Below are 23705 nucleotides of genomic sequence, written 5' to 3' on the forward strand. Positions count from 1 at the left end.
ACATCAAGACAAAGGACGTTCCATGTTCAACAAGATCCTGATCGCCAACCGGGGCGAGATCGCATGTCGGGTCATTAAGACCGCGCGCAAAATGGGGATTGGCACCGTCGCCATCTACTCGGACGCGGACCGCAACGCGCTTCATGTGTCGATGGCGGATGAGGCCGTGCATATCGGCCCGCCCCCCGCGAACCAGTCCTATATCGTGATTGACAAGGTGATGGACGCGATCCGCCAAAGCGGCGCACAGGCCGTGCATCCCGGTTACGGCTTCCTGTCTGAAAACGCCAAGTTCGCCGAGGCGCTTGAGGCCGAAGGCGTGGCTTTTGTCGGCCCTCCGGTCGGTGCGATTGAAAGTATGGGTGACAAGATCACCTCGAAGAAGATCGCGCAGGACGCGGGCGTGTCGACGGTGCCGGGTTATATGGGCCTGATCGAGGATGCCGATGAGGCCGTGAAGATTTCCAACGACATAGGCTATCCAGTAATGATCAAGGCCAGCGCTGGTGGCGGTGGCAAAGGCATGCGCATCGCGTGGAATGATGAAGAAGCGCGCGAGGGCTTTCAATCGTCCAAGAACGAGGCTGCGAATTCCTTTGGCGATGACCGGATTTTCATCGAAAAATTCGTGACCCAGCCGCGCCATATCGAGATTCAGGTTCTGTGCGACAGCCACGGCAACGGTATCTATCTGGGCGAACGTGAATGCTCGATCCAACGCCGGAACCAGAAGGTTGTGGAAGAAGCTCCGTCGCCGTTCCTTGACCCGGAAACGCGTAAGGCGATGGGTGAACAAGCTGTCGCGCTGGCCAAGGCCGTGAACTATGCCAGCGCCGGGACCGTCGAGTTCATCGTGGATGGCGAAAAGAATTTCTACTTCCTTGAGATGAACACCCGCCTTCAGGTGGAACACCCTGTGACCGAGTTGATCACCGGCGTCGATCTGGTCGAACAGATGATCCGCGTGGCCGCAGGTGAAAAGCTGTCGATCACCCAAGACGACGTAGCTCTGACCGGCTGGGCCATTGAAAACCGCCTGTATGCCGAGGACCCGTATCGCGGTTTCCTACCCTCGATTGGGCGGTTGACCCGCTATCGTCCTCCGGCGGAAACGGCGGCTGGCCCTATGCTGGTGAACGGTAAATGGCAGGGGGATGCACCCCAAGGGGCGTCGGCAGTGCGTAATGATACCGGCGTCTATGAAGGTGGCGAGATCAGCATGTATTACGACCCGATGATCGCCAAACTGTGCACCTGGGCCCCGACTCGTGATCAAGCGATCGAGGCGATGCGTGTGGCGCTCGACAGTTTCGAGGTCGAGGGCATTGGTCACAACCTGCCATTCCTGTCAGCGGTGATGGATCATCCCAAATTCATCAGTGGCGACATGACCACCGCTTTCATCGCCGAAGAATATCCCGACGGTTTTGAAGGCGTCACCTTGCCAGAAGAAGACCTGCGCCGTATCGCAGCGTCTTGCGCGGCCATGTACCGTGTTGCTGAAATTCGTCGCACCCGCGTCTCGGGCCGTATGGATAACCACGAACGCAAGGTCGGCGCGCATTGGAATGTTGCGCTGCAGGGTCAGGAGTTCGACGTCAGGATCGAAGCGGATAAAGAGGGCGCGACGGTTGCCTTCTCGGACGGCACGAGCCTGCGGATCGCCTCGGATTGGACACCGGGCGACCAACTGGCTGTTTTGGATGTCGACGGAGAGTCGCTGGTCATGAAGGTCGGCAAAATTTCGGGTGGGTTCCGTATCCGCAACCGGGGTGCAGACCTGAAGGTGCATGTCCGCCGTCCGCGTCAGGCGGAACTGGCCAAGTTGATGCCCGAGAAACTGCCGCCAGATACTTCGAAAATGCTGCTCTGCCCGATGCCCGGCCTGATCGTGAAGATCGACGTCGAAGTGGGGCAAGAAGTACAGGAAGGTCAGGCGCTGTGCACCGTCGAGGCGATGAAGATGGAAAACATTCTGCGCGCCGAGAAAAAAGGCGTGGTCGCCAAGATCAACGCGGGCCCTGGTGACAGCCTTGCCGTGGACGATGTGATCATCGAGTTCGAATGATCATGAGCGTGCTATTGTCATATCCCTATGACGTCCCGGCGTTCTGCGCCGGGAACTTGGGGCGTGGCGAAGGCGCTCAACCGCCCTCGCGCCGTTCGCGAATCTCGCGTTCGCGCAGGGGGGTTTTGTCGATGGATCGGCCAATCTCACGCACGCTCCAAGGGGACGGTTTGCGCAGTTTTACCACGCCGTCCTTGTCGACAAACACCATCTGGAACCCGCGCGGGCGCAATTGCGAGCGGATCGGGGAGCGGTCAGACGGGTCCGTGTCGGTGATGACAATCACATCGCGATCACGCATCGCGGCTTCGCCTTCGACCAGCATGTCGATCTGTTGCTGGAATCGCGGATCGGCGGGGGTATCGGCAAAGACGATGATGGGCCGGTTGACCCACAGAAACTCGGACAGTTCGCTGTCGCCTGCGGGTCGAACAAACTCATCTTCCGCAGGTGCGGACCCATCGGCCGCCATCGCAGCCAGCGGGATTAGTGCCGAGAAAACAAGGGCAAGCGTGCGTGTCATGGGGCCTCCTGTTCCATTGAATATAGCTGCTGCTTTGACGAATGCGACCGGCGATTTGCCCGGATCGCTCAAAATTTCGCGCTTTGACCGGGTTGGCGGGGCAGGGTGCAGCACAACACCGCGGTGGCCTCAGCCCGCCGTGATCCGAATTGACGAGAGGAAATCGACATGACCAACACCAAGGACTGGCAGGCGCTGGCGGAAAAAGAGCTGCGCGGACGGCCGTTGGATGATCTGACCAAAGAGACGCTGGAAGGCATCGACGTCAAACCGCTTTACACGGCTGAAGATACCGCAGATCTGCCGCATATGGGCAATTTGCCGGGGTTCGGCCCGTTCACGCGCGGGGTAAAGGCCACGATGTATGCGGGCCGTCCCTGGACCATCCGGCAATATGCGGGCTTTTCGACAGCCGAGGAATCGAACGCCTTTTACCGCCGCAATCTGGCCGCTGGTCAGCAGGGCGTGTCGGTGGCTTTCGATCTGGCCACGCACCGGGGCTATGACAGCGATCATGCCCGCGTGGTGGGCGATGTGGGCAAGGCGGGCGTCGCCATCGACAGCGTCGAGGACATGAAGATCCTGTTCGACGGTATCCCGCTGGACAAGGTCTCGGTCTCGATGACCATGAACGGGGCGGTGATCCCGGTTTTGGCCAGTTTCATTGTTGCGGGCGAAGAACAGGGCCACGACAAAAGCCTGCTGTCTGGCACCATTCAGAACGACATTCTGAAAGAGTTCATGGTGCGCAACACCTATATCTATCCGCCCGAACCATCGATGCGGATCATCTCGGACATCATCGAGTTCACGTCGAACGAGATGCCCAAGTTCAACTCGATCTCGATCTCGGGCTATCACATGCAGGAGGCCGGGGCGAACCTGGTGCAGGAACTGGCCTATACGCTGGCGGACGGGCGCGAATATGTGCGTGCTGCGACTCAGGCTGGGATGGATGTGGACAAGTTCGCGGGGCGGCTTTCGTTCTTTTTTGCTATCGGCATGAACTTTTTCATGGAGATCGCCAAGCTGCGCGCCGCCCGCACGCTGTGGCACCGGGTGATGACCGAGTTCGGGGCGAAATCCGAACGGTCCAAGATGCTGCGCACCCATTGCCAGACCTCGGGCGTCAGCTTGCAGGAACAGGACCCATATAACAACGTGATCCGCACCGCCTATGAGGCGATGAGCGCGGTTCTGGGCGGCACCCAGTCGCTGCACACCAACGCTCTGGATGAAGCCATCGCGCTGCCCACCGATTTCTCGGCCCGCATCGCGCGGAACACGCAGCTTGTGCTGCAGGAAGAGACTGGCGTGACCGACGTGGTCGATCCACTGGCTGGGTCCTACTATGTCGAAAGCCTCACCAACGAGCTGATCGACAAGGCTTGGGCCCTGATGCAGGAGGTCGAGGAGATGGGCGGCATGACCAAGGCAGTTGCCTCGGGCATGCCCAAGCTGCGGATCGAGGAATCGGCGGCGCGCCGTCAGGCGATGATCGACCGGGGCGAAGAGGTGATCGTCGGCGTCAACAAGTACCGCAAGGAACAGGAAGACCCGATCGACATTCTGGATGTGGACAACGTGGCCGTGCGCGATGCGCAGGTGGCGCGGCTGGAACGCATCCGCGCCACGCGGGATGAGGCCGCGTGCCAACAGGCGCTGGACGCCCTGACCAAAGCTGCCCAAGAGGGCGGAAACCTGCTGGCCGCCGCCGTTGAGGCCGCCCGCGCCCGTGCATCCGTAGGAGAGATCAGTATGGCTATGGAGAAAGAATTCGGCCGCCACCGCGCCGAAGTAAAGACGCTGGCCGGTGTCTATGGCGCGGCCTATGAAGGTGATGAAGGCTTCGCCGCCATTCAAAAATCCATCGAAGATTTTGCCGAGGCCGAAGGCCGCCGCCCGCGTTTGCTGGTGGTCAAGATGGGGCAGGACGGGCACGACCGGGGTGCCAAAGTGATCGCAACCGCCTTTGCCGATATCGGGTTTGACGTGGACGTGGGCCCTCTGTTCCAGACGCCGGCCGAAGCTGCGCAGGACGCGGTGGACAATGACGTTCATGTGGTCGGTATCTCGTCGCAGGCCGCCGGGCACAAGACGCTGGCCCCGCAACTGGTCGAGGAACTGAAGAAAGCCGGGGCCGAGGACATCATCGTTATTTGTGGCGGCGTGATCCCGCAGCAGGACTATCAATTCCTCTATGACAACGGTGTTAAGGCGATCTTTGGTCCGGGCACGAATATCCCCGAGGCGGCGCAAGACATCTTGAGTCTGATCGACGAGACCCGTGCGTAGACTGAGATTTTTCGTCGAAAAATCTTATGCTAGAAAGTCTTCGATGAAGACTTTCTAGCAGGGGGCACTTATGCAACTGGATCATCTGGCCGTGGCGGGCGAGAGTTTGGAAGAGGCCACGGCCCATATTGAACGAGCGCTTGGCGTCGCCCTGCAGGAAGGTGGCAAACACGAGGCGTTTGGAACGCATAACCGGCTACTAGGCTTGGCTGACGGACTGTATCTAGAGGCAATCGCTGTCGATCCCGATGCCCCCAACCTTGAACGCACACGCTGGTTCGATCTGGACCGGTTTCAGGGAACCGCGCGCCTGTCCAACTGGATTTGCCGCGTCCCCAGTATCGCAGCGGCGCTGGATATGTTCCCCGACGGTGTCGGACAACCAATTGATCTGGCACGAGGCGCCCTGCGGTGGCAGATGGCAGTTCCGCCCAGCGGGCGTTTGCCGTTCGACAACCTGTTTCCTGCGCTCATCCAGTGGCAAGGGGATTTGCACCCAGCCCGGATGTTGCAACATAGTGGTTGTCAGCTGAGGCGGTTGGTGGTCATGCATCCCGAAGGGTTGGAACTGGCAAAACTGGTGGGCCAAATGGATCGCGTGGTGTTTGATACTGGCCCCGCCGCGCTGAAGGCCGAGTTTGAGACGCCGCATGGCCTGCGCGTGCTGGAATGATCATTCGCCCTGCGCAGGTTTTGGACGCCCCGGCCATAGCTGACATCACCAATGCGATCATCCGAGACACTTTGATCACCTTCACAACGGATCAAAGGAACGTCGAGAGCATCACAGAAGATATCTCCGGGCGTGGCCCCGCTTTCTTGGTGGCCGAGCAACACGACAAGGTGCTGGGTTTTGCCACTTACGCTCCGTTTCGGTCTGGTCCCGGATACGCGCAGTGCCGCGAGCATTCCATTCAACTGACCTCTGCCGCGCGCGGGCAGGGTGTCGGGCGCGCGCTGATGAATGCTTTGGAAAAAGTAGCAAGAACCCAACAGGTGCATGTTCTGGTCGCGGGGATTTCCTCGGCCAATCCTGGTGCGATGGCGTTCCATACGGCGATGGGGTTCGCCGAGACCGGTCGGATGCCCGAGGTGGGCTTCAAATGGGAAAAACGGCTGGATCTTGTGCTGATGCAGAAAATTCTGACACCGCAGTGATTGGTCGCACCTGACACGGGCGAATTCAGAGGGTAGGGTGCCCTCATGTCGATCTGGACCCGCATATCCGACGCGCTCAGCGCGCTTGCCCAAGGCGAAAGCCTTACGGCTGTTTTCGAAAAGCTGCGCACGCCGCCAGAGCGTTCGGTCGCGTTTACGATCGCTGTTATCGCGCTCGGGGCCAAGATGGCCAAGGCCGATGGTCAGGTAACGCGGGATGAGGTCACGGCCTTTCGCGACGTCTTTCAAATCGCACGCGAGGACGAAGCCGACGCGGCCCGCGTTTTCGACATGGCCCGGACCGATGTTGCCGGCTATCAGGAATACGCCCGCAAGATCGCCGGGATGTTCGCCGATGACAGCACCACCTTCTGCGACCTGATGGAGGGACTGTTTCACATCGCCATGGCCGACGGGTTCTATCACCCCAACGAAAACGAGTTCCTGGAGGAGGTCAGCCGGATTTTCGGCCAGACCGAAGCTCAGTTTCTGGCCCTGCGCGCGCGGTTTGTGCCGGATGCGCCGAATGACCCTTACACGGTGCTGGGGGTGCCTCGGGATATGCCTTTGCCAGATATCCGCAAGATTTGGCGTCAATTGGTGCGCGAAACACATCCCGATGCAATGATGGCGCGCGGTGTCCCGGAAGAGGCGATCCGGTTGGCGGAGAAAAAGATGATCGACATCAACCGCGCCTGGGATGAGATCAACGGCGCGCGAGCCTGACCGCGATGCGGCTGGCGACCTACAATATCGAATGGTTCGCCAATCTGTTTGACCGCAAGGACAGGCTGATTGTTGATGACAGTTGGTCTGGCAGGCAAAATATTACCAAAGCTCAACAGGTCGAAGCCATCGCTAAGGTCCTGACTGCGGTCGACGCGGATGCGATGTTGATTGTCGAGGCGCCAAATACCGGCAAAACTCAGAACAGCGTGCGCGCCCTGCAAGGGTTTGCAGAGGCGTTTAATCTACGCACCAGCCATGCGGTGATGGGATTTGCCAACGATACGCATCAGGAACTGGCGCTGCTCTATGATCCTGCGGTACTGACGGTTCGTCATGACCCAAAAGGGACCGGGTCAAATGATGCTCCTCGTTTTGATGGGGCGTTCCGAATTGATCTCGACATTGACGCCACCGAAGACCTTGTCGAGTTTTCAAAACCGCCGATGGAGCTTGCGGTGACGACGTCCGATGGAGCCAGTTTTCGCCTTATTGGCGCGCATCTCAAATCCAAAGCCCCCCACGGAGCCAGTAGCCGGGACGAAGCGATCCGCATATCGATTGCCAACCGGCGCAAACAGCTGGCGCAGGCAGTGTGGCTGTCGCGGCGCGTTCGGGCGCATCTTGAGGCGAATGAGCCGGTCATTCTGTTGGGCGATCTCAACGACGGGCCGGGACTGGACGAATTCGAAAACCTGTTCGGGCGATCCTCGGTCGAGATTCTGGTGCAAACCGGATTGTTTGATCCCCATGCGGTTTCGGCCCACACAGAAACGCCACCGTCAACGGCCCGTTTCGCGCGGCCGGCCGATGGCGGTTATCTTGAGGCCCTGCTGGACTACATCATGATCAGCGATGGTTTGCGGGCGCTCAACCCGCGCTGGCGGATTTGGCATCCGTTCCATGACCCGGCATGTTTGGCCGCAAAGGAGTTACACGACGCGCTTCTTACGGCCTCTGACCACTTTCCGGTCACGTTGGATATCGACCTGTGACCTTACATGCGCGGTATTTTCGCCTTATATTCTCACCATGAGACATTTCATCACGATCTGCGCAATTTCCACGGCGCTCAGCACGCCTGTTCTTGCCGAGGACGAGCCCGGCCCATCACTGATGGAGCAGGGCGCCGAATTGTTCTTTGAAGGATTGCGGAGGGAAATGGAACCGGCGTTGGATGAATTGCTAGGGCTGGCCGACCAGTTTGGTCTGGCAATGCAGTCCTTTATGGCCGAAATGGGTCCGGCTTTGGCCGATCTGGCTGCCGAAATTGAGGATTGGAGCGCCTATGAGGTGCCTGAAATCCTGCCCAATGGGGACATCATCATCCGCAAAAAACCGGAACCCCCGGAAGTTGCGCCGCAGACGCCACCCGAGGCACCCGAAGGTGAGATTGATATCTGAGGTTCAGCCTTTCAGCACGATCCGGGTTTCGGATTTCAACGCAGTTGCCAGAGAATTCAGCCGCGCCTCGGCCACTTCGCTGAACAAGGCGGCAGCGGTTTCGGGCAAGAACAACTCAAGCTGGCGTTTCTTGGGGTAAAAGCGCAGCTTGCCCATGGTAGCGTCGTTCTGCATCCACAACATTGCACCAAAGCGCATGGCCTTGCCCAGAATCTCGGCCTGTTTCTGGCCGTTTTCGTCCAGCAACTCGTATAGCGGCGCAAAGCGGGTGTCCTCGCGCTTGTTGCGATAGCGGTGCTGCAAAGCCAGCCCGATAAATACCCGTTCCGAGTGTTTCAGCCCGCCCAGATTGGCGCGGGTGACATAGTCAAAGCAGGTCTCTGCCCGGTAGTCGGGATGGGCGCGCCAGCTAACGTCATGCAGCAGACAGGCCGCCTTGATTAGCCGCACCCGCGCTGGCGGGGCAGATTTGAACAGGGGCATCACGAAGTCGAACAGGTGTTTGCCGAAACCGGGCAGGCGCGCATCCTTGGCCTCGGAAAACCGGCTGGCTTCGATCAGCGGATCACGGTCGCGCAGAATTTGAGGCATCTGTTCGTACAGTAGTCCCTCGCGGATACCGTAGCTTGAGATCGCAATATCCTTTGGCTTGAAGGTGCGCAGCAACCGCGCGAGCACGTCCATCGCGTAAGGGATCAGTGCCATGCGCGAGCTTGAGACGCCGGCGCGGTTGCGCAGTTTTTCGGGGTCGCTTTTTTCGATGAACTTGATCGTTTCATGTACCTGCTTGGTGGTCATGCGGTATTCATGCAAAACGTTCAGGGGATAGCCCCGACGCAACATGTCCAGACGCGCAAAGGCCCGCCAACTGCCGCCGACCAGAAACAAACGATCCCGCTGCGGACCAAGCCGGTCGCGCAGGTCCTCCATCGTTTCCTTGATATGCGCCTTGCGTGCCCGGCGACCACCTTTGATGTCGCGCAGTTTCAGCGGACCAAGGGCTGATGTCAGGCGGCGGCCTACGTCTCCACCCCCGATTTCGGCCAGTTCCATCGAGGAACCGCCGATGTCGCAGATCAACCCATAGGCACCGGGCCAGCCTAGCAGGACGCCTTGGGCAGACAGGCGCGCCTCTTCCCCGCCATCGATGACCGAGACGGTCAGACCGGTCTCGGAATGGACGTCCTCGCAGAAGGCCGGGCCATCTTCGGCCTCACGCACGGCGGCGGTGGCGACCACGTGCAGGCCGGGCAGACCCAGATCATCTGCCAGTTGGGCAAAGCGGCGCAGGGCGGCCAGGGCGCGCTCTCGTCCGCGCGGATTGAGCCGTCCGGTCTCGGACAGACCTGCGCCCAGCTCACACATGACTTTTTCGTTGTAGAAATAGGCGGGCGAGCGCGCCGCGCCGTCAAAGATCACCATCCGGACCGAGTTTGACCCGACATCGACAACGCCGACGCGCGACAGAGCGCGGGCCTCGGGGTTGTCGAATAGCGGCTTTCCGAAAGGTCCCCAGTCGGGGATGTCGGTCTCGACGGTCTGATCCATGTCTCTTCCAGATATTCCGTGCTTAGAATGCGAAATCGTTCGTTGCGGGTCAATCGCCGGATGCGACTTCGGCGGGGTCCGAATTGAGAACCCGCACAGCCAACGCGCGGGTAATGTCGCGTTTCTCGGTCAGGGCCAGCATATCAAGCTGGGCGACCACGTCGGCAGCTGTTTCAAACCGACGGTCCATATGTTTGACGAGGTACGAGATCACCTCGGGGCCAGGGTTCAACTGCCGGTCCACGAATAGTTTAGCCAGAACCGCGCCCAGTAAAGCATCGTCGGGCGGGTCCAGCGAAACGTGATGCGCGCCTTCGATCCTGCTTTGCAGATCGGGCAGGGGCAGTTCCCAGAATTTCGGAGCCAGACGCCCGGTCATAAGCAGGGCATTACCTTCGGCCAAAGTCAGGTTGTGCAGGTGAAACAGCGTTTTTTGCCGTTCGGCATCGTCGGCGATCATCGGCACATCTTCGATGGCAATCGGAGTTTGGGCCAGTGCGGGAACATCTTCGTGGCGCAGATCGGTGGCATGCAGAATACGCCCGCCGGTTTCCGCCGCCCAAACATGGGCCAGATGCGTCTTACCTGAACCGGCGGGGCCGCTCAGGACCAGCTTGTTACCCGGCCAGGACGTTGCCGAGATCATGGCGACCGCCAGCGCGTTTGCGGGCGAGACGAAAAAATCCTCGCGCCCCAGCGCAGTTTTGGCTGGAAGATCGAAGTTCAGTTGGCGAGCCATTCAGTCGTCTTTCTGGTTCAAGCCTTCCAGGCCGGTATACAGTCGGCTGTCCAGATAGACCGAGGTGCAGAACCGTGCAAGAACTCCCAGCGCCGCTGCGACCGGAACTGCCACCAGCATTCCGACAAAGCCAAACAGCGCTCCAAACACTGACAGGGCCAACAACAGCCAGACCGGATGCAGCCCGACCGAGCTGCCGACCAGCTTTGGAGTCAGGAAATTGCCCTCGGTCACCTGACCGACCGCAAAAATACCCGCGACAAGCGCGATATGGGCCCAGTCGCCCCAGAACTGAAATAGGGCCAGACCGATGGCCAGGGTGCCCCCGATCAACGCTCCTAGATATGGGATGAATGTCACCAAGCCAGCAATGAAGCCCACGATCAGTCCGAATTGCAAACCCACCGCCATCAGGGCAACCGCATAATAGGTGCCAAGGATCAGGCAGACCGTGCCCATGCCACGCACAAACGAGGCGAGCACGGCGTCAATCTCGCTGGCCAGCCGCTTGATGGTCGGGGCGTGGTCACGGGGCAGCAGCTCTCCGATCCGAGCGATCATGCGATCCCAGTCCAGCAGAAGGTAGACGGCCACAACGGGCACGATCACCAGCAGGACAACGACGTTGATCGCCGACCCGAGCGAGGCGGCGACGGATTGAAGAACATCCCCGGTTTTGGATTGCAACGTTTCACCCAGCGACACCAGGAACTGATGCGAACTGGATTGGGTATCAAGGAGGGAAGGGAATTTTTGTTCGACAAAGCCGCGCAGCTGTTTGACGAGGCTTGGCATGAACTCGATCAGATCAATCAGCTGCGTCACTAGCGCAGGAACCACCATCAGGATCAGCAGGACAAAACCCAAAATGCCAACCACGGTGATAAGCCCGGTGGCGGCCATCCGGGACAGGCCAAAGTTTTCAAGACGGTCGGCGACCGGATCAAGGAAATAGGCGATGGCCCCGCCGATCACAAATGGAAGCAAGACATCGCCAAGGGCCCATAACATCAGCACAAATACGGCTGCGGCGATGCCCCAATACCTAAGCTGATCCTTCACCGGCAAAGCCATGGCTGTCCCCTTTTTGCGGCGCTTGCCATCGTTCTTGGCGTATGCAGCACGGTGATGCAAGTGCTTCATGCACGGGATATTTTCAGCCTGTCAGTCTTGCAACGTTCCCAGTTCCGGCGTCGCCTCATCCGCAATTTCATCGGGCCAGTTGGTTCGCCATATTTCGGCCGACCAGTGACCGCAGTGAACAGCCGGGCGGTCAAAACCGGGTTGCGGCTCCAACAAGGGCGAGACAACAACGTTATGGCGTGGCACCGCGAAATAGGGAAACGAGTACCGTTCTTGTCCAGATCGGTTCACGACCCGGTGTGGCGTGGATTTCAAGCGCCCACCGGACCATAGTTCCAGCATGTCACCGATATTCACGACAAACCCGCCCGGCGGGCAGTCCGGCGTGATCCAGCCACCTTCGCGGTTCTGAACCTCCAGCCCTCCAACTGGGTCTGGCGCGATGATGGTCAGCGCGTCGGTGTCCTTGTGCGGGTGGATGCCATAGCCGCCTTCATCCGGAGCCTGCGGCGGGTAATGCAGCAGAGTCATGTTGGTCATTGGATCGACAAAGGCATCGCGAAGGGCGCGCGCGGGCAGGGGCAGGCCGACCTCTAGCGCGCCCAGCAGATGATCGGCCACCGCATCCAGTTTCGACCAATAGCCAAGTATCGTGTCGCGCGCGCTATCCACGCCCTTTGGCCAGAGGTTAGGGCCATAAAGTGCGCAGTCCTGCCGGATCGGTGCATCGGGGGCCACGTCATAGTGTAGCTTGTAGCCTTCGTATTTGTCGGCCTTGCCTGATCCGTCATTGGGGGTGAAGAACCCCATTGGGATATATCCACGATAGTTCTCGCGCGTGATCGCCTGATCCCATTTGGCGCTTTCCTCGACCGCAAAGATATCGCGCACGCAAGCGCGCACGGCGTCTACCGTATCGGGGGAAATGCCGGTGCCGGTGATCGACAGAAAGCCGATCCCAGTGCAGGCGTCCATGATTTGCTGAACGGTTCGGGCATAGTCCGGGTGCGCAGGGTCACGCAGAGGCGAAATGTCGATGGTCGGGATATGCTGCATCAGTGAATCCGCACGCCCTGACGGTCGAGTTCTTTGTGGACGGGGGCGAGGTTCATCGTGTCGACCTCCTGATTGCTTTTTAGCGATAGCGCAGCGGCGATGCCCGCGCCCTGTCCCATCACAGCACAGCACGCCATGTTGCGCGTGGCCGCATGGGCCACCTTGTCTGCGCCATGGGAACGACCCGCGACCAGCAAGCCCTTGATCCCTTTGGGCAACATCGAACGATAGGGCACCTGCATGTAACGCCCGGTAGTCGGCAGGATCAGGATGCCATAGCCGTCGATGAACTCGGGGTAGATGCCGATCGTATCCTCGAACCGGCCCTGATGTCGGGCGTCATCCTCGGTCATGTTGTAAATCGCGTCGATCTTGCGGGTGTCGCGGATGCCAATGGTCATGCCGAAATTCCGCAGCCGCGCGTTTTCGCACCCGGGCATGAAGCGCCGCAGTGCCTCGATGGCCAGCATCGATTGACGACGGCCCTCGATCTCGCCCCGTGTCAGGCTGTCGGGATCTGTTCCGTCGATTTCGGCCAGATGGATGAGGTTCATATAAGTCAGCTCACCAGTGTCATGCATCGCGCCCCACGTACCAGCGATGGTGTTCAGGTGCGGCGGGATCATCCCTGCATCTATCGCCTGTTGGAAGGGTTTGTGAACGAAGGGAGAGAACATGTCGTCCTCTTTGCCTGAGGTCTCGATGTTCCATTCACCGCCGCCGCCCCAGTCCTTGTAGGTCTGCGGATCGGCCTTGACGCCTTCCATAAAGGCGCGCTTGTCGACACCGGCCAGATGGAACATGACCGAGGCCGCCATCATATCCTCGCGCGCGGTTTTGTGGGTGGGCGCACCGGCGCGGTGGGCGACATCGGCGTCGCCGGTGGCGTCGATCACCACGCGGGCCAGAATCGCCTCGCGGCCCGCTTTGGACTCGGTTATGATGCCGGTGATCCGGTTGCCGTCCATGATCGGGGCCACGAACTGACGGTGCAGCATCGGATGCACACCCGCCTCTTCGACCAGCTTGTCGGCCACCAGCTTGAACCCTTCGCTGTCCAACTCATAACTGAGCGATTGGCTTTCGGGCACCGCCGCGCCCATCTCTTTGGCGCGGGTCTCGAACTCCATCCCGATGCCGCCTGCCTCGACCGTTTGTTCATGGCGATACCAGGCGAACCCCTCGACCCCTACGGCGGTGATGTTGCCACCCATACAGCCGAAGCGATCGACCAGCGACACCTCGGCCCCGGCGCGCGCGGCGGCCAAAGCGGCGGCCAGCCCGGCGGGGCCAGAGCCCACGACGAGAACATCTGTCTGGTGAACAACAGGAATTTGACGGGCGGGTTCCGAGATTGTCTGCATCGGGGCCTCATGTTTTTACATTCCTGTCACATTTGAGGTTCCTGACTGGCGGGTCAATAAAAAATGCGACGGGCCGGTGGTCGCAAAAACGCCATTGCGTGATTGCCCCCGGCGAGGCTTTGGCATAATCACCTTGCAGCGAAATTCTCACCTTCGAAGGTCCTCCCATGCGCCTGAGCCGTTACTTTCTGCCCGTTCTCAAGGAAAACCCCTCCGAGGCTCAGATCGTCAGCCACCGGCTGATGCTGCGCGCGGGCATGATCAAGCAGGCTTCGGCCGGGATTTACTCGTGGCTACCGATGGGCTTCAAAGTACTGCGCAAGCTGGAAAACATCATCCATGAAGAGCAGGCGCGCGCTGGCCACATTGCGATCCAGATGCCGATCATCCAATCGGCGGACTTGTGGCGCGAATCCGGGCGCTATGATGACTACGGTCAGGAAATGCTGCGGATGAAGGACCGGCATGACCGGGATATGTTGTTCACGCCCACGGCCGAGGAACTGGTCACTGATATTTTCCGTGGCCACGTCAACAGCTACAAAGACCTGCCGCTGACGCTCTATCAAATCCAGTGGAAGTTCCGCGACGAAATCCGCCCGCGTTTCGGCGTGATGCGGGGGCGCGAGTTCTATATGAAGGACGGCTACAATTTCGACCTGACCAAAGAGGATGCGCTGCACGCCTATAACCGCCATCTGGTCAGCTACCTGCGCACCTACGAGCGTATGGGCCTGCAAGCCATCCCGATGCGCGCTGATTCCGGCCCCATCGGTGGCGATGACACGCATGAATTCCTTGTGCTGGCCGATACGGGTGAATCCGAGGTCTTCTATGACAGCGCCGTCACCGACCTGAGCTTCGGCGACCGTCAGATCGACTATGACGACCGCGCGCAATGTCAGGCGATCCTCGAGGAGTTTACTTCGAGATATGCCCGCACCGATGAAACTCATGACGAGGCGCTGTTCAATCAAGTGCCCGAGGATCGTCGCCGCGTGGCGCGCGGGATCGAAGTGGGGCAGATCTTCTATTTCGGTACCAAATATTCCGAGGCGATGGGCGCAACTGTCCAAGGCCCCGATGGCAAGCCGACGCCCGTGCATATGGGCAGCCACGGCATCGGCGTCAGCCGCCTGATCGGCGCCATCATCGAGGCCAGCCATGACGACAAAGGCATCATCTGGCCCGAAGGCGTAACCCCGTTCCATTGCGGGATCGTGAACCTGAAACAGGGCGACGAAGAAGCAGACGCGGCCTGTGACAAGCTCTACGGTGCGCTGACTGCGTTGGGGCTTGAGCCGCTCTATGACGACCGCAACGAGCGGGCAGGCGGCAAGTTTGCCACCATGGACCTGATCGGTCTGCCATGGCGCATCACCGTTGGCCCGCGCGGGTTGAAAAACGGTGTGGTTGAACTGACCTGCCGCCGCTCGGGCGAGAGCGAGGAACTCAGCCCCGAGGCCGCCGTCACCAAGATCGCCGAGATCTATGAGCAAATCGGCTGACACCGACGCGCCGCTGATCTCGGTCATCACGGCGACGCATAACTTGCTGTCCCAAGGGCGGCAGGATAGCTTTCGCGAAGTGATCACCTGTATGGCTCGCCAGAAATGTGGGCGGGCCGAACATGTCATTCAGGACGGGGCCTCGACCGACGGCACAGTTGCCTTTCTGCAAGAGGTCACTGCAGACGCGCAGCGGACTCGCGTGATCAGCGAACCGGACCTCAACCTCTATGACGCGATGAACAAGGGGGCAGGGGCCGCGAGCGGCCAGTATCTGCTGTTTCTGAACTCCGATGACTCGCTGGCCTCGGATAACGTCCTGAACATTGTGGTCGACCGGCTGATAGCGAGCCAACCCGATTTTTTGTATGGTTCAACCTTGCGCAGGTTCGAGGATGGGACAGAAAGCCGCGAAAAGCGCATGTCGCTGACTGCGATCCTGCAACGGATGCCGTTCTGCCATAACTCAGTCCTGATCCGGCGCGACGTGTTTGCGGCGCTGGGCGGCCATGATCCGCAATTCCGCGTGGCGGCCGACTATGACCTGATGCTGCGCATGATCACGGCCGGGTATCAGGGCGAACGGATGGATGAGCCGATCTCGATGTTTTGGGGGCGTGGGGCCAGCAGTGACACGGATGTGACGGCCCGAGACTATGCGCGGGTTTGGATGAAGTATTACGACGGGCGTAAAGCCGCGCGTGACTTGACTGAGGAAGATTTCTGCCGGTTCTACCATCGCGGCCACATGCCCGCGAAACTGGTCCTTGGGCGCTTGATCGAACCGGGAACATGCGCCGGTATCAAAGCGGCGGCGCGCCACAGCCTGTGGAAGACCACGCGGCGTTCAGTCCAGTTCTGGCGCAGCTTCTAAGCGCCGTTCACCGAAGGTCGGGCGGCTAGCAGGTCTCCGGTTTCACTGTCGCGGGCAACAACGATGGGGCGTCCCATCCGCTGCACCAGATCGCGAAACTCCAACCCCAGAAACCGCAGCCCGCAAATCCGTTTTGCCGTGGCGATCTCGGTGACACACAGCCGACCCTGTCGGAAGGCCAGTTGATACCCCTTGTCTTTTAGAATATCGGTGAGGCTGTTCCAACTTGCAGCACTTGCAAATAAAGGTCGGATCGCGGCCCTCAGCAATGCGGCCGTTTCACAATCCAGTTCTGTTGATGCCTGCCGGGCTGAAATGACGCCCGCTTCTTCTTTGTTTAGTCGAATACTCATGAGCGACCCCCGCTCCTACAAATGTATTCCCCCACAGTCAGGGTGACAAAGTTTCGCAAAATAATCAAAAATCGAAATTTTGTTCCGCGCGATATGTTGCATTTTGAGTTCAGTCGATCACGCAAACCTTGCATTGACTACATAGCTGAAACAGTTGCGCGATGTCTGTGAACGGTGTCACAACCCTTGGTATGTCTGACAGATTCCCACTTACGCTCTGATTGATCGAGCCCTTCAGCAGGCAGAGCTGATTCGGGCGCTGGGTTGGTTGGAACCAAACGGGATTGCTGATAGAGGGGCGAAAACCTTGAAAGGGTCCACCTGGTGCTGAGTTTCGCAACGGTCGTATATTCCAAGGACTTCCCTCTGCTGGAACTTCAGGCGTTATCCTTCGCCCGGTTTGTTGATCCGGCGCAGGTCGGGTCGGTCCATGTGATCATGAACGACGTTGATGAAGATACGTTGCGGCAGCAGATCCAGCCGATCCTACCTGCCTACGGAGCGCTGCAAGACAAGGTGCGCGTCCTCAGTGGAGACGATGTTTTATTGGGGGCCGGTCATTGTGCGCGACGCCCGGTGCTTGATCGTGTGCTGATCGAGAACCGCTTTCGCATTCCGCTGATCCGCAAGGGCGGTTGGCGTGGCAACAATGGCTATCGCAATCAACAGGTTCTGAAATTGGGCGCAGCGCGGGTCGCGGCGTCCGAGAATATGGTCATTCTGGACACCAAGAACCTGTTTCTGCGCCAGTTTGATGAGGCAGAGTTCTTTGCGCCCGGCGGCGCGGCGCGCATCCCGTTCATAGACATTGAAAGCGATTTTCACCGGAACTGGCTGCTGCAAAGTCTGGATGCCCTTGATGCGTCACGGCCTGATCCTGGGAAGACTAAGACGACGACCTTTGCCACGCCGTACCCGGTGCGCCGGTCGCTTGTCCTGTCTCTGCTGGATGAAATCAACGCGCGCTACGGCTCGGTTCAGGCCTTGTTCGCGTCGCGCAGGCGGCCGTCTGAGTTCATGCTGATGAACGCGTTTTGCCTGAAATCCCCCGACGGATACCCGCCCTGGTTCGAAGAGGCCGAGTCCACAGCCATCGGGCTCTGGCCCACCTATTCGAACGAAGTGCTGACGCAGTTGCTGGGACTGCTGGATGACCCGCGCACATTGACGCTTGGGTTGCACAACCGTGCCATCGCAAACCTGCCCCTGAATTTGCGCGACCGTGTCTTTCACGAGCTTGAGGCGCGCGGCATTTGCGACCGGAACCGGGCCGAGGCCGTATTGCAGCAAACCGCCGCCCTGTCGGGATAACGCACGGCTTGACCATTCGGCCAAATGCCGAAAGGGTCACGTCCAACAAAAACACCGGAGCAGGTATGGCCAAGACACCCCCGCCTTTTGCACCTTTTGAATGGAAAATCGCTTGGCGATACCTACGCGCGCGCCGCGCCGAGGGGGGCGTCAGCGTAATGACCTGGATCTCGCTGATCGGGATCACCTTGGCCGTGTTCGCTCTGATCGCCACGTTGGCTGTTCGATCGGGTTTCCGTGCCGAGTTTGTGGGCACCATTCTGGGGGCCAACGCGCATGTGACGGTTTTTTCGGCTGGGAATTTTGATGCGCAGGGTCGCGTAGATCGGACTATTGAAAACTACGATCAGGTGGCTGACAGGATCGGGCAGGTGCCGGGCGTTCAACGGGCGGCACCTTTGGTCAAGGGGCAAGTGCTGATCACCAACCGCGACCGCAGCAGCGGTGTCGAAGTTTTTGGGATACAGCCGGACGACTTGTTGGACCTGCCGGGCATCGCCGAAAGCGATCAGGCGGTGGGCGATCTGTCGGAATTTCAGAACGAGGAATTCGTCATTGCGATCGGTTCGGGCGTGGCGCGCAGTATCGGCGTGACAGTAGGGGATACAGTCAAGCTGACCTCGCCTAACGGGGTCAAGACGGCCTTTGGCACTTCGCCCCGCGTCAGCGCCTATCGGGTGGTTTATGTGTTTTCAGCCGGGCGCTATGACATCGACCGCACCCGTGTCTACATGCCGTTCGAACAGGCGCAGACCTTCTTTAACCGGGAAGGTGTGGCCGATGAGATCGAGGTTATGGTGGATGAACCTGAAAATCTCACACCCATTCTGATCCCCATCCTGGAAGCAGCAGGCGAACGCAGTCAGATCTGGACATGGCAGGACGCCTCGGGCGGGTTCCTGCGCGCGCTTGAGGTCGAGGACAATGTGATGTTCATCATCCTGTCGATCCTCGTACTGATTGCGGCGATGAACATCGTCTCGGGTCTGATCATGCTGGTCAAGAACAAGGGGCGAGATATCGGCATCCTGCGCACCATTGGCCTCAGCGAGGGGTCTGTCCTGCGCGTGTTCTTCATCTGCGGGTCATTTACAGGCATTATCGGCACCACGATGGGTGTGGTGCTGGGTTGCCTGTTTGCGATCTATATCGACCCGATCTTCAGCTTTGTGAATTTTGTCATGGGTGGCGGGGTCTGGGATCCGTCGATCCGGGGCATCTATGCGTTGCCTGCTGAATTGCACCTGTCCGATGTGCTCAAGGCGGTTGGGCTGTCGCTGGGCCTGTCCTTTTTTGTCACCTATTTCCCGGCCCGTCGCGCGGCGCGGCTGAACCCGGTTGAGGCGCTGCGCTATGAGTGATGTGACATTGCGGCTGAACGGCCTGACCAAAACCTATCTGCAAGGCACACCGGGCGAGGTGCAGGTGCTGCGCGGCGTCGATCTGGACCTAAGCGCGGGCGAGGCGGTGGCACTGGTGGCGCCCTCTGGGGCGGGCAAGTCGACGCTGCTGCACATTGCCGGTCTGCTGGACACGCCCGACAGCGGCACCGTTGAGATTGCAGGGCAGAGCATCGCAGGCAAAGGCGACCGCACCCGCACGGCGCTGAGGCGGCAGGATGTGGGCTTTGTCTATCAGTTCCACCATCTGCTGCCCGAATTCACAGCGCTGGAGAACATCACCCTGCCGCAACTGGCCAATGGTGTCTCCGAGAAAGCTGCACAGGACAGGGCGATGGCGCTGCTGGACCGTGTGGGCGTTGCGGCGCGCGCCGATCACCGCCCGGCGGCCCTGTCTGGGGGCGAGCAACAGCGGGTCGCCTTTTGCCGCGCGCTGGCCAACGCGCCGCGCGTATTGTTGGCGGATGAACCGACGGGCAATCTGGACCCCGATACCTCGGATCAGGTGTTCGATGCGCTGATGGCATTGGTGCGGGACGAGGGGCTGTCGGCCCTGATCGCCACGCACAACATGGATCTGGCTGCCCGGATGGATCGCAAGCTGCGGCTGGATGGGGGTATTCTCAAGCCAGTTGCGTGATCGCCACCCCGGCGGCCATCACTGCGATACCGCCTGCGCGGATCCATGTCAGCGGCGTGACCTGCGCTCCGAACAAGCCGAAATGGTCAATGGCAGCGGCGCTGATCAACTGCCCGATCAGCACGAAGAACACTGCGTTGCCCACGCCAAAATGCGGGGCGACGTGGGTGATCGACAGGACATAGAAGGCAATCAGCACACCGGCCAGTAGCAGGTGTTTGGGGGCTTCGGCGATTTTGGACAGGGCCCCAAAGCCGGGAAAAACCACCATGACCGCTGCTGAGGCCGCAAAGGCAATGGCAAACAGAACCACCGCCGCCGTGGTGGGTGAGCCGATCATCTTGCCCAAAGCCGCGTTTAGCGCGGCTAGAATGGGCACTCCGACCCCGGCGGCCAACATGATGGCTGCATATTGTGTCATGGCCCGTATCCTTTGGTTGCGTTGATCTGGATCATTGCGCCAAGCCGCGCCTCGGGCAAGCCTGCAAATGTCAATCGGGACAGGAGGATGCGATGATCAGAGCGATAGTTGGGGGTGTTTTCGTTGCGGCCGGGATGATGGCGTCGCAGGCCGGTGCGCAGGATGTCGAAGAGGGCGCAAAGCTCTACCAGCATTATTGCGCAACATGTCACGGGATCGATGCCACCGGGCATGGTCCGATGGCCGGAGTTTTAGTTATTCAACCCGCAGACCTGACAACACTTGCCAGCGATGATGGCACGTTCCCGGTCGCTCGTGTCGTTTCACGGATCGACGGGCGCGACCCGCTGGTCAGCCATGGCAGCCCGATGCCGGTCTATGGGCCGTATTTCGACGGGCAGGACACCTCGATGAAAACGCCACAGGGGCAGCCGATCCTGACAAGCCAACCGATCGTGGATCTTGTGGCCTATCTTGAGACATTGCAGGGCAACTGAGCCTAGCGGCATATTCCTTCGATTTTGGCCTCGGACCACGGGATGACAACCGCCCGCTCGGCCCGCTCATTGGGCAGAGGGGCCAGATCGAAATGCGCGCCCAGCATTTCATGCAGTCGCTCGGTGCGGGGCGCAGTTGGGTCCAGGGCGCGGCAGCAGACATATTCCTCGACAATGGCACCTTGCTGTTCGAACCCGTAGGACAGGAAATCGGACGAGGTCGCCAGATCGAATAGGTAGGGGTCTTTGTTGCCGCCATGTTCTGCCGCTGCACGCAGGGGATGATAGCCCGTGGTCTTGCGGTTCTGCCACTGCCAGACATGGGTCAATTCATGCGCCAGAAGCATGGCAGCGATCAGGTTCATCTCTTCGGGGAAATCGGACATGTAGTCCTCAAGATACCAATCCTGTGTGAAATAAACCTTGTTGAACAGGGCTACGGCGGCCGGTTTTGCCGTCACCACGCCTTCTTCCTGCGGGGGCAGGATACGCTCGCGACATGCCAGTCGCGGACGTTCCTTGCGGTAAAAGGTGATCGGGGCAACCGGTGCCCCTTTGACCAGACGGACTGTGCCCACATCCAGCGTATCGCCCTGAATGGCGTTGGCGAATGCGACCTCCTGATCGGTCAACGGACGACCGCATGAGGTCAATAATAATGCAGACGTCATCAAAATAAGGCGCAACATGTTCGCAGCTTAGTCCTTAGCGTCTGCTCTGTAATCTGTTTTCAAACGCTCATTGCCAATACGCGGCTGATTTCGGTCAGGGACCGGCCTGATTGATCCATCCATGTGTTAAACGCCTCTTGCACTGCTGCCATCGCTTTCTTCGAGGTGGGTGATTTGTCGATCACCCCTTCGGCAATCAGGCGCGCAGTGACGTCCTGCGACAGGATGAAACTGTCCCGCCCGGCAAATCGCATCGCATATTGTGCCGAGGCCCCGCCCAACCGCGATCCACGTTTGGCCAACATCGCAAGCAACCCCACATAATCCGTCGAAAGCCACCCCCCAAGCACATGCCCCGCTCCGCCTTCCTGCCGAAGTTCCAGCAGAAACGCCGCGTTGTCCCGCACGGTTGCGATTTTGGTGCCGTTTCGGACGATTCGGGTGTCGGTCAGCAGGGCGTCGAATTTCTCATCATCCATGAAGGCGCATTTGCCCACGTCGAACCCGTCAAAGGCGGTCTCGAACCCGTCCCATTTGTTTTCAATGACTTTCCAGTTAAACCCGGCTTGAAAGATACACTTGGTGATCAGCGCAAGCCAGCGGTCTTCGGGCATCGCGGCCAGTTCCTCCAACGGCTTGGGCTTGGTGAGTTTTTCGCCCAGGGCGTGCGCGCCGCCATGACGGTCTGCGGCGATTTGAAAGAGTTCGTCGAAATGGCGCATCAGGGTCCTCCGACTCAAAGGTCGCGCTTTGATGGACGGGTTTCAAGCCCTCACAAACGCAGTGTGAAAACGGGCAAAGGCAAAAAAGTTGCGTTTGGGCAAAAGAAATACTCGACAAAGTGTTTGGATTGGGTTTGTGATTGACTGATCAATCAATATCCCGCTCGAAAAAATGTGATAGACAGAAAGGGCGAGGGTATCCTGCACGTATCAGCAGGGGGGACAGGCAGATGGACCTTACGCGTGATTTCCGCGCCGGGCCCAACTGTTCGCTTCCCTTTTCCGGCTGATTTTGTGCATGTTGCGGCATGGCAATGTCGTGAATCAAACGCTCTGGCCCGTTTTCATGTGCGGCCGGACGAACACAAAGAAGACAGGGAGAATGTCGATGAAGAAACTGAGTGTAAGCCTTTTGGCCATGACCGTCGCCGGATCGGCCTATGCCGCCGATATGGGCGCCGTGGATGAGCCGATCAAACTGGCCATCAACGAATGGACTGGTCAACACGTTACGACGCATGTGGCCGGCGAGATGCTGAAAGCTGCAGGCTATAACGTTGAATACGTTACCGCGGGCATGATGAACCAGTTCCAGGCGCTGGCCGATGGCGATATCGACGCAACGCTAGAGATCTGGTCTTCGAACGTATCGGATGAATACGCCAAGAAAGTCTCCGAAGGCACCGTGGTTGAGATCGGTGATCTGGGTCTGGATGCCAAGGAAGGCATCGCATATCCTGCTCATGTGGCAGATTTGTGCCCCGGTTTGCCTGCATGGGAAGCTCTAAAAGACTGCGCGCAGGTCTTTGCGACGGCAGAAACACTGCCTGGTGGCCGTCTGGTAGACTATCCGGCTGATTGGGGTACGCCGGGTGCTGACCGCATGACCGGTTTGGAACTGCCGTTCAAAGCTGTTCCTGCCGGGTCGGAAGGCGCTTTGATTGCCGAACTGCGTGCCTCGACCGAGCGGAAATCGCCGTTGCTGATCACCTTCTGGCAACCGCATTGGGCGATGTCCGCCTATGACGTGCAATTCGTTGAGCTGCCTGCCGGTGAAGAAGCCTGTTTCAACGATCCCGCATGGGGTCCGAACCCCAACGCGGTGAATGATTGTGACTTCTCGCCCTCGCGTATCTTCAAGGCCAGCTGGAGCGGCATGGAAGACAAGTGGCCCGCAGCTTATGAAATTCTGACCAACTATCAGTTGGCAGTCGAAGATCAGCAGCCGATGATGGGCGCGATTGACGTCGACGGCGGTAAGGTCGAGGAAGTCGTCGCCGCATGGATGGCAGAAAACGAAGGCAAGTGGCGTCCGGTTGTTGACGCGGCAACTCAGTGAGCCTG

General features: G+C 59.4%; 24 protein-coding genes. 14 read left to right on the plus strand and 10 right to left on the minus strand.

The window, feature by feature from the left end:
• The first annotated feature begins 22 nt into the window (after nucleotides 1-22).
• On the plus strand, nucleotides 23-2068 hold the full coding sequence (locus ACR0DB_RS05185; RefSeq protein WP_480549359.1) for an acetyl-CoA carboxylase biotin carboxylase subunit: 2046 nt from the start codon (nucleotides 23-25) through the stop codon (nucleotides 2066-2068).
• 76 nt (nucleotides 2069-2144) lie between these two features.
• On the opposite strand, the gene ACR0DB_RS05190 is transcribed toward ACR0DB_RS05185, so the two are convergent.
• Nucleotides 2145-2591 carry a DUF4174 domain-containing protein gene (locus ACR0DB_RS05190; RefSeq protein WP_170769154.1) on the minus strand — a complete coding sequence of 149 codons (447 nt, stop codon included), beginning with the start codon at nucleotides 2589-2591 and terminating at the stop codon, nucleotides 2145-2147.
• 168 nt (nucleotides 2592-2759) lie between these two features.
• Here ACR0DB_RS05190 and scpA point away from each other — a divergent pair, with 168 nt between their 5' ends.
• The 6 genes from scpA (at nucleotide 2760) to ACR0DB_RS05220 (ending at nucleotide 8174) form a co-directional block, all read left to right on the plus strand.
• On the plus strand, nucleotides 2760-4886 hold the full coding sequence (scpA, locus tag ACR0DB_RS05195; RefSeq protein WP_480549361.1) for a methylmalonyl-CoA mutase: 2127 nt from the start codon (nucleotides 2760-2762) through the stop codon (nucleotides 4884-4886).
• Nucleotides 4887-4956: 70 nt separating this feature from the next.
• Nucleotides 4957-5559: a VOC family protein gene (locus tag ACR0DB_RS05200; protein ID WP_480549363.1), complete on the plus strand. Its 603-nt coding sequence runs from the start codon at nucleotides 4957-4959 to the stop codon at nucleotides 5557-5559.
• Nucleotides 5556-6044, plus strand: coding sequence for an N-acetyltransferase family protein (locus ACR0DB_RS05205; RefSeq protein WP_480549365.1), 489 nt, complete (start codon nucleotides 5556-5558; stop codon nucleotides 6042-6044). The genes ACR0DB_RS05200 and ACR0DB_RS05205 overlap by 4 nt, the downstream gene beginning before the upstream one ends.
• Nucleotides 6045-6089: 45 nt before the next feature.
• Nucleotides 6090-6770, plus strand: coding sequence for a molecular chaperone DjiA (locus ACR0DB_RS05210; protein ID WP_170769158.1), 681 nt, complete (start codon nucleotides 6090-6092; stop codon nucleotides 6768-6770).
• A gap of 5 nt (nucleotides 6771-6775) precedes the next feature.
• Nucleotides 6776-7765: an endonuclease/exonuclease/phosphatase family protein gene (locus ACR0DB_RS05215; protein WP_480549367.1), complete on the plus strand. Its 990-nt coding sequence runs from the start codon at nucleotides 6776-6778 to the stop codon at nucleotides 7763-7765.
• Between the two features lie 37 nt (nucleotides 7766-7802).
• Complete coding sequence (locus ACR0DB_RS05220) at nucleotides 7803-8174, plus strand: hypothetical protein (protein WP_480549369.1); 372 nt, start codon at nucleotides 7803-7805, stop codon at nucleotides 8172-8174.
• A gap of 3 nt (nucleotides 8175-8177) precedes the next feature.
• On the opposite strand, the gene ACR0DB_RS05225 is transcribed toward ACR0DB_RS05220, so the two are convergent.
• From ACR0DB_RS05225 to ACR0DB_RS05245, 5 genes are all read right to left on the minus strand, one after another.
• On the minus strand, nucleotides 8178-9722 hold the full coding sequence (locus ACR0DB_RS05225) for a Ppx/GppA family phosphatase (RefSeq protein ID WP_480549371.1): 1545 nt from the start codon (nucleotides 9720-9722) through the stop codon (nucleotides 8178-8180).
• Between the two features lie 49 nt (nucleotides 9723-9771).
• Entirely contained in the window at nucleotides 9772-10461 is a 690-nt protein-coding gene (locus ACR0DB_RS05230; RefSeq protein ID WP_170784037.1) for a P-loop NTPase family protein, read from the minus strand.
• Nucleotides 10462-11535 (minus strand): AI-2E family transporter, encoded by a 1074-nt coding sequence (locus tag ACR0DB_RS05235; RefSeq protein WP_480549373.1) that lies wholly within the window; start codon nucleotides 11533-11535, stop codon nucleotides 10462-10464.
• A 90-nt stretch (nucleotides 11536-11625) separates the two neighbouring features.
• A complete protein-coding gene (locus ACR0DB_RS05240; protein WP_170784039.1) occupies nucleotides 11626-12600 on the minus strand; it encodes an isopenicillin N synthase family dioxygenase in 975 nt (324 codons plus the stop codon).
• Nucleotides 12600-13964: an FAD-dependent oxidoreductase gene (locus ACR0DB_RS05245; RefSeq protein ID WP_170784041.1), complete on the minus strand. Its 1365-nt coding sequence runs from the start codon at nucleotides 13962-13964 to the stop codon at nucleotides 12600-12602. The genes ACR0DB_RS05240 and ACR0DB_RS05245 overlap by 1 nt, the downstream gene beginning before the upstream one ends.
• Nucleotides 13965-14131: 167 nt before the next feature.
• On the opposite strand from ACR0DB_RS05245, the gene proS reads away from it, so the two are divergent.
• Both proS and ACR0DB_RS05255 read left to right on the plus strand, forming a co-directional pair.
• Nucleotides 14132-15472, plus strand: a complete 1341-nt coding sequence (gene proS, locus ACR0DB_RS05250; protein WP_480549375.1) for a proline--tRNA ligase — start codon at nucleotides 14132-14134, stop codon at nucleotides 15470-15472.
• A complete protein-coding gene (locus tag ACR0DB_RS05255; protein ID WP_480549377.1) occupies nucleotides 15456-16346 on the plus strand; it encodes a glycosyltransferase family 2 protein in 891 nt (296 codons plus the stop codon). Before proS ends, ACR0DB_RS05255 begins: the two co-directional genes overlap by 17 nt.
• On the opposite strand, the gene ACR0DB_RS05260 is transcribed toward ACR0DB_RS05255, so the two are convergent.
• The gene (locus ACR0DB_RS05260) at nucleotides 16343-16699 is read right to left on the minus strand and encodes a hypothetical protein (RefSeq protein ID WP_170769168.1); all 357 of its coding nucleotides are present in this window, start codon (nucleotides 16697-16699) and stop codon (nucleotides 16343-16345) included. The two genes, ACR0DB_RS05255 and ACR0DB_RS05260, sit on opposite strands and share 4 nt — an antisense overlap.
• A 324-nt stretch (nucleotides 16700-17023) precedes the next feature.
• On the opposite strand from ACR0DB_RS05260, the gene ACR0DB_RS05265 reads away from it, so the two are divergent.
• The 3 genes from ACR0DB_RS05265 (at nucleotide 17024) to ACR0DB_RS05275 (ending at nucleotide 20050) form a co-directional block, all read left to right on the plus strand.
• Nucleotides 17024-18010 carry a DUF6492 family protein gene (locus ACR0DB_RS05265; protein ID WP_480549379.1) on the plus strand — a complete coding sequence of 329 codons (987 nt, stop codon included), beginning with the start codon at nucleotides 17024-17026 and terminating at the stop codon, nucleotides 18008-18010.
• A 65-nt stretch (nucleotides 18011-18075) separates the two neighbouring features.
• Nucleotides 18076-19371, plus strand: coding sequence for a lipoprotein-releasing ABC transporter permease subunit (locus ACR0DB_RS05270; protein ID WP_480549381.1), 1296 nt, complete (start codon nucleotides 18076-18078; stop codon nucleotides 19369-19371).
• Nucleotides 19364-20050, plus strand: coding sequence for an ABC transporter ATP-binding protein (locus ACR0DB_RS05275; RefSeq protein ID WP_480549383.1), 687 nt, complete (start codon nucleotides 19364-19366; stop codon nucleotides 20048-20050). The genes ACR0DB_RS05270 and ACR0DB_RS05275 overlap by 8 nt, the downstream gene beginning before the upstream one ends.
• On the opposite strand, the gene ACR0DB_RS05280 is transcribed toward ACR0DB_RS05275, so the two are convergent.
• On the minus strand, nucleotides 20034-20471 hold the full coding sequence (locus ACR0DB_RS05280) for a DMT family transporter (RefSeq protein WP_170784051.1): 438 nt from the start codon (nucleotides 20469-20471) through the stop codon (nucleotides 20034-20036). The two genes, ACR0DB_RS05275 and ACR0DB_RS05280, sit on opposite strands and share 17 nt — an antisense overlap.
• Nucleotides 20472-20563: 92 nt before the next feature.
• Between ACR0DB_RS05280 and ACR0DB_RS05285 the strand changes: the two genes are divergently transcribed.
• The gene (locus ACR0DB_RS05285; RefSeq protein WP_170769173.1) at nucleotides 20564-20968 is read left to right on the plus strand and encodes a c-type cytochrome; all 405 of its coding nucleotides are present in this window, start codon (nucleotides 20564-20566) and stop codon (nucleotides 20966-20968) included.
• Between the two features lie 2 nt (nucleotides 20969-20970).
• Here ACR0DB_RS05285 and ACR0DB_RS05290 read toward each other — a convergent pair whose 3' ends face one another.
• Nucleotides 20971-21657, minus strand: coding sequence for a hypothetical protein (locus tag ACR0DB_RS05290; RefSeq protein ID WP_480549385.1), 687 nt, complete (start codon nucleotides 21655-21657; stop codon nucleotides 20971-20973).
• Nucleotides 21658-21698: 41 nt separating this feature from the next.
• Nucleotides 21699-22361 (minus strand): DNA-3-methyladenine glycosylase I, encoded by a 663-nt coding sequence (locus ACR0DB_RS05295; RefSeq protein ID WP_480549387.1) that lies wholly within the window; start codon nucleotides 22359-22361, stop codon nucleotides 21699-21701.
• 388 nt (nucleotides 22362-22749) lie between these two features.
• On the opposite strand from ACR0DB_RS05295, the gene ACR0DB_RS05300 reads away from it, so the two are divergent.
• A complete protein-coding gene (locus ACR0DB_RS05300; RefSeq protein ID WP_480503190.1) occupies nucleotides 22750-23700 on the plus strand; it encodes an ABC transporter substrate-binding protein in 951 nt (316 codons plus the stop codon).
• The last annotated feature ends 5 nt before the right edge of the window (nucleotides 23701-23705 follow it).

Source organism: Ruegeria sp. AB6, from assembly GCF_056542685.1.

Excerpts from the sequence above, each read along its gene's own strand:
- ACR0DB_RS05220 (WP_480549369.1), top strand. The coding sequence starts at position 7,803 with ATGAGACATTTCATCACGATCTGCGCAATTTCCACGGCGCTCAGCACG.
- scpA (WP_480549361.1), top strand. The coding sequence starts at position 2,760 with ATGACCAACACCAAGGACTGGCAGGCGCTGGCGGAAAAAGAGCTGCGC.
- ACR0DB_RS05235 (WP_480549373.1), bottom strand. The coding sequence starts at position 11,535 with ATGGCTTTGCCGGTGAAGGATCAGCTTAGGTATTGGGGCATCGCCGCA.
- ACR0DB_RS05240 (WP_170784039.1), bottom strand. The coding sequence starts at position 12,600 with ATGCAGCATATCCCGACCATCGACATTTCGCCTCTGCGTGACCCTGCG.
- ACR0DB_RS05290 (WP_480549385.1), bottom strand. The coding sequence starts at position 21,657 with ATGTTGCGCCTTATTTTGATGACGTCTGCATTATTATTGACCTCATGC.
- ACR0DB_RS05205 (WP_480549365.1), top strand. The coding sequence starts at position 5,556 with ATGATCATTCGCCCTGCGCAGGTTTTGGACGCCCCGGCCATAGCTGAC.
- ACR0DB_RS05260 (WP_170769168.1), bottom strand. The coding sequence starts at position 16,699 with ATGAGTATTCGACTAAACAAAGAAGAAGCGGGCGTCATTTCAGCCCGG.
- ACR0DB_RS05215 (WP_480549367.1), top strand. The coding sequence starts at position 6,776 with ATGCGGCTGGCGACCTACAATATCGAATGGTTCGCCAATCTGTTTGAC.
- ACR0DB_RS05285 (WP_170769173.1), top strand. The coding sequence starts at position 20,564 with ATGATCAGAGCGATAGTTGGGGGTGTTTTCGTTGCGGCCGGGATGATG.
- ACR0DB_RS05245 (WP_170784041.1), bottom strand. The coding sequence starts at position 13,964 with ATGCAGACAATCTCGGAACCCGCCCGTCAAATTCCTGTTGTTCACCAG.
- ACR0DB_RS05230 (WP_170784037.1), bottom strand. The coding sequence starts at position 10,461 with ATGGCTCGCCAACTGAACTTCGATCTTCCAGCCAAAACTGCGCTGGGG.
- proS (WP_480549375.1), top strand. The coding sequence starts at position 14,132 with ATGCGCCTGAGCCGTTACTTTCTGCCCGTTCTCAAGGAAAACCCCTCC.
- ACR0DB_RS05270 (WP_480549381.1), top strand. The coding sequence starts at position 18,076 with ATGGCCAAGACACCCCCGCCTTTTGCACCTTTTGAATGGAAAATCGCT.
- ACR0DB_RS05275 (WP_480549383.1), top strand. The coding sequence starts at position 19,364 with ATGAGTGATGTGACATTGCGGCTGAACGGCCTGACCAAAACCTATCTG.
- ACR0DB_RS05255 (WP_480549377.1), top strand. The coding sequence starts at position 15,456 with ATGAGCAAATCGGCTGACACCGACGCGCCGCTGATCTCGGTCATCACG.
- ACR0DB_RS05300 (WP_480503190.1), top strand. The coding sequence starts at position 22,750 with ATGAAGAAACTGAGTGTAAGCCTTTTGGCCATGACCGTCGCCGGATCG.
- ACR0DB_RS05190 (WP_170769154.1), bottom strand. The coding sequence starts at position 2,591 with ATGACACGCACGCTTGCCCTTGTTTTCTCGGCACTAATCCCGCTGGCT.
- ACR0DB_RS05210 (WP_170769158.1), top strand. The coding sequence starts at position 6,090 with ATGTCGATCTGGACCCGCATATCCGACGCGCTCAGCGCGCTTGCCCAA.
- ACR0DB_RS05280 (WP_170784051.1), bottom strand. The coding sequence starts at position 20,471 with ATGACACAATATGCAGCCATCATGTTGGCCGCCGGGGTCGGAGTGCCC.
- ACR0DB_RS05200 (WP_480549363.1), top strand. The coding sequence starts at position 4,957 with ATGCAACTGGATCATCTGGCCGTGGCGGGCGAGAGTTTGGAAGAGGCC.
- ACR0DB_RS05225 (WP_480549371.1), bottom strand. The coding sequence starts at position 9,722 with ATGGATCAGACCGTCGAGACCGACATCCCCGACTGGGGACCTTTCGGA.
- ACR0DB_RS05295 (WP_480549387.1), bottom strand. The coding sequence starts at position 22,361 with ATGCGCCATTTCGACGAACTCTTTCAAATCGCCGCAGACCGTCATGGC.
- ACR0DB_RS05185 (WP_480549359.1), top strand. The coding sequence starts at position 23 with ATGTTCAACAAGATCCTGATCGCCAACCGGGGCGAGATCGCATGTCGG.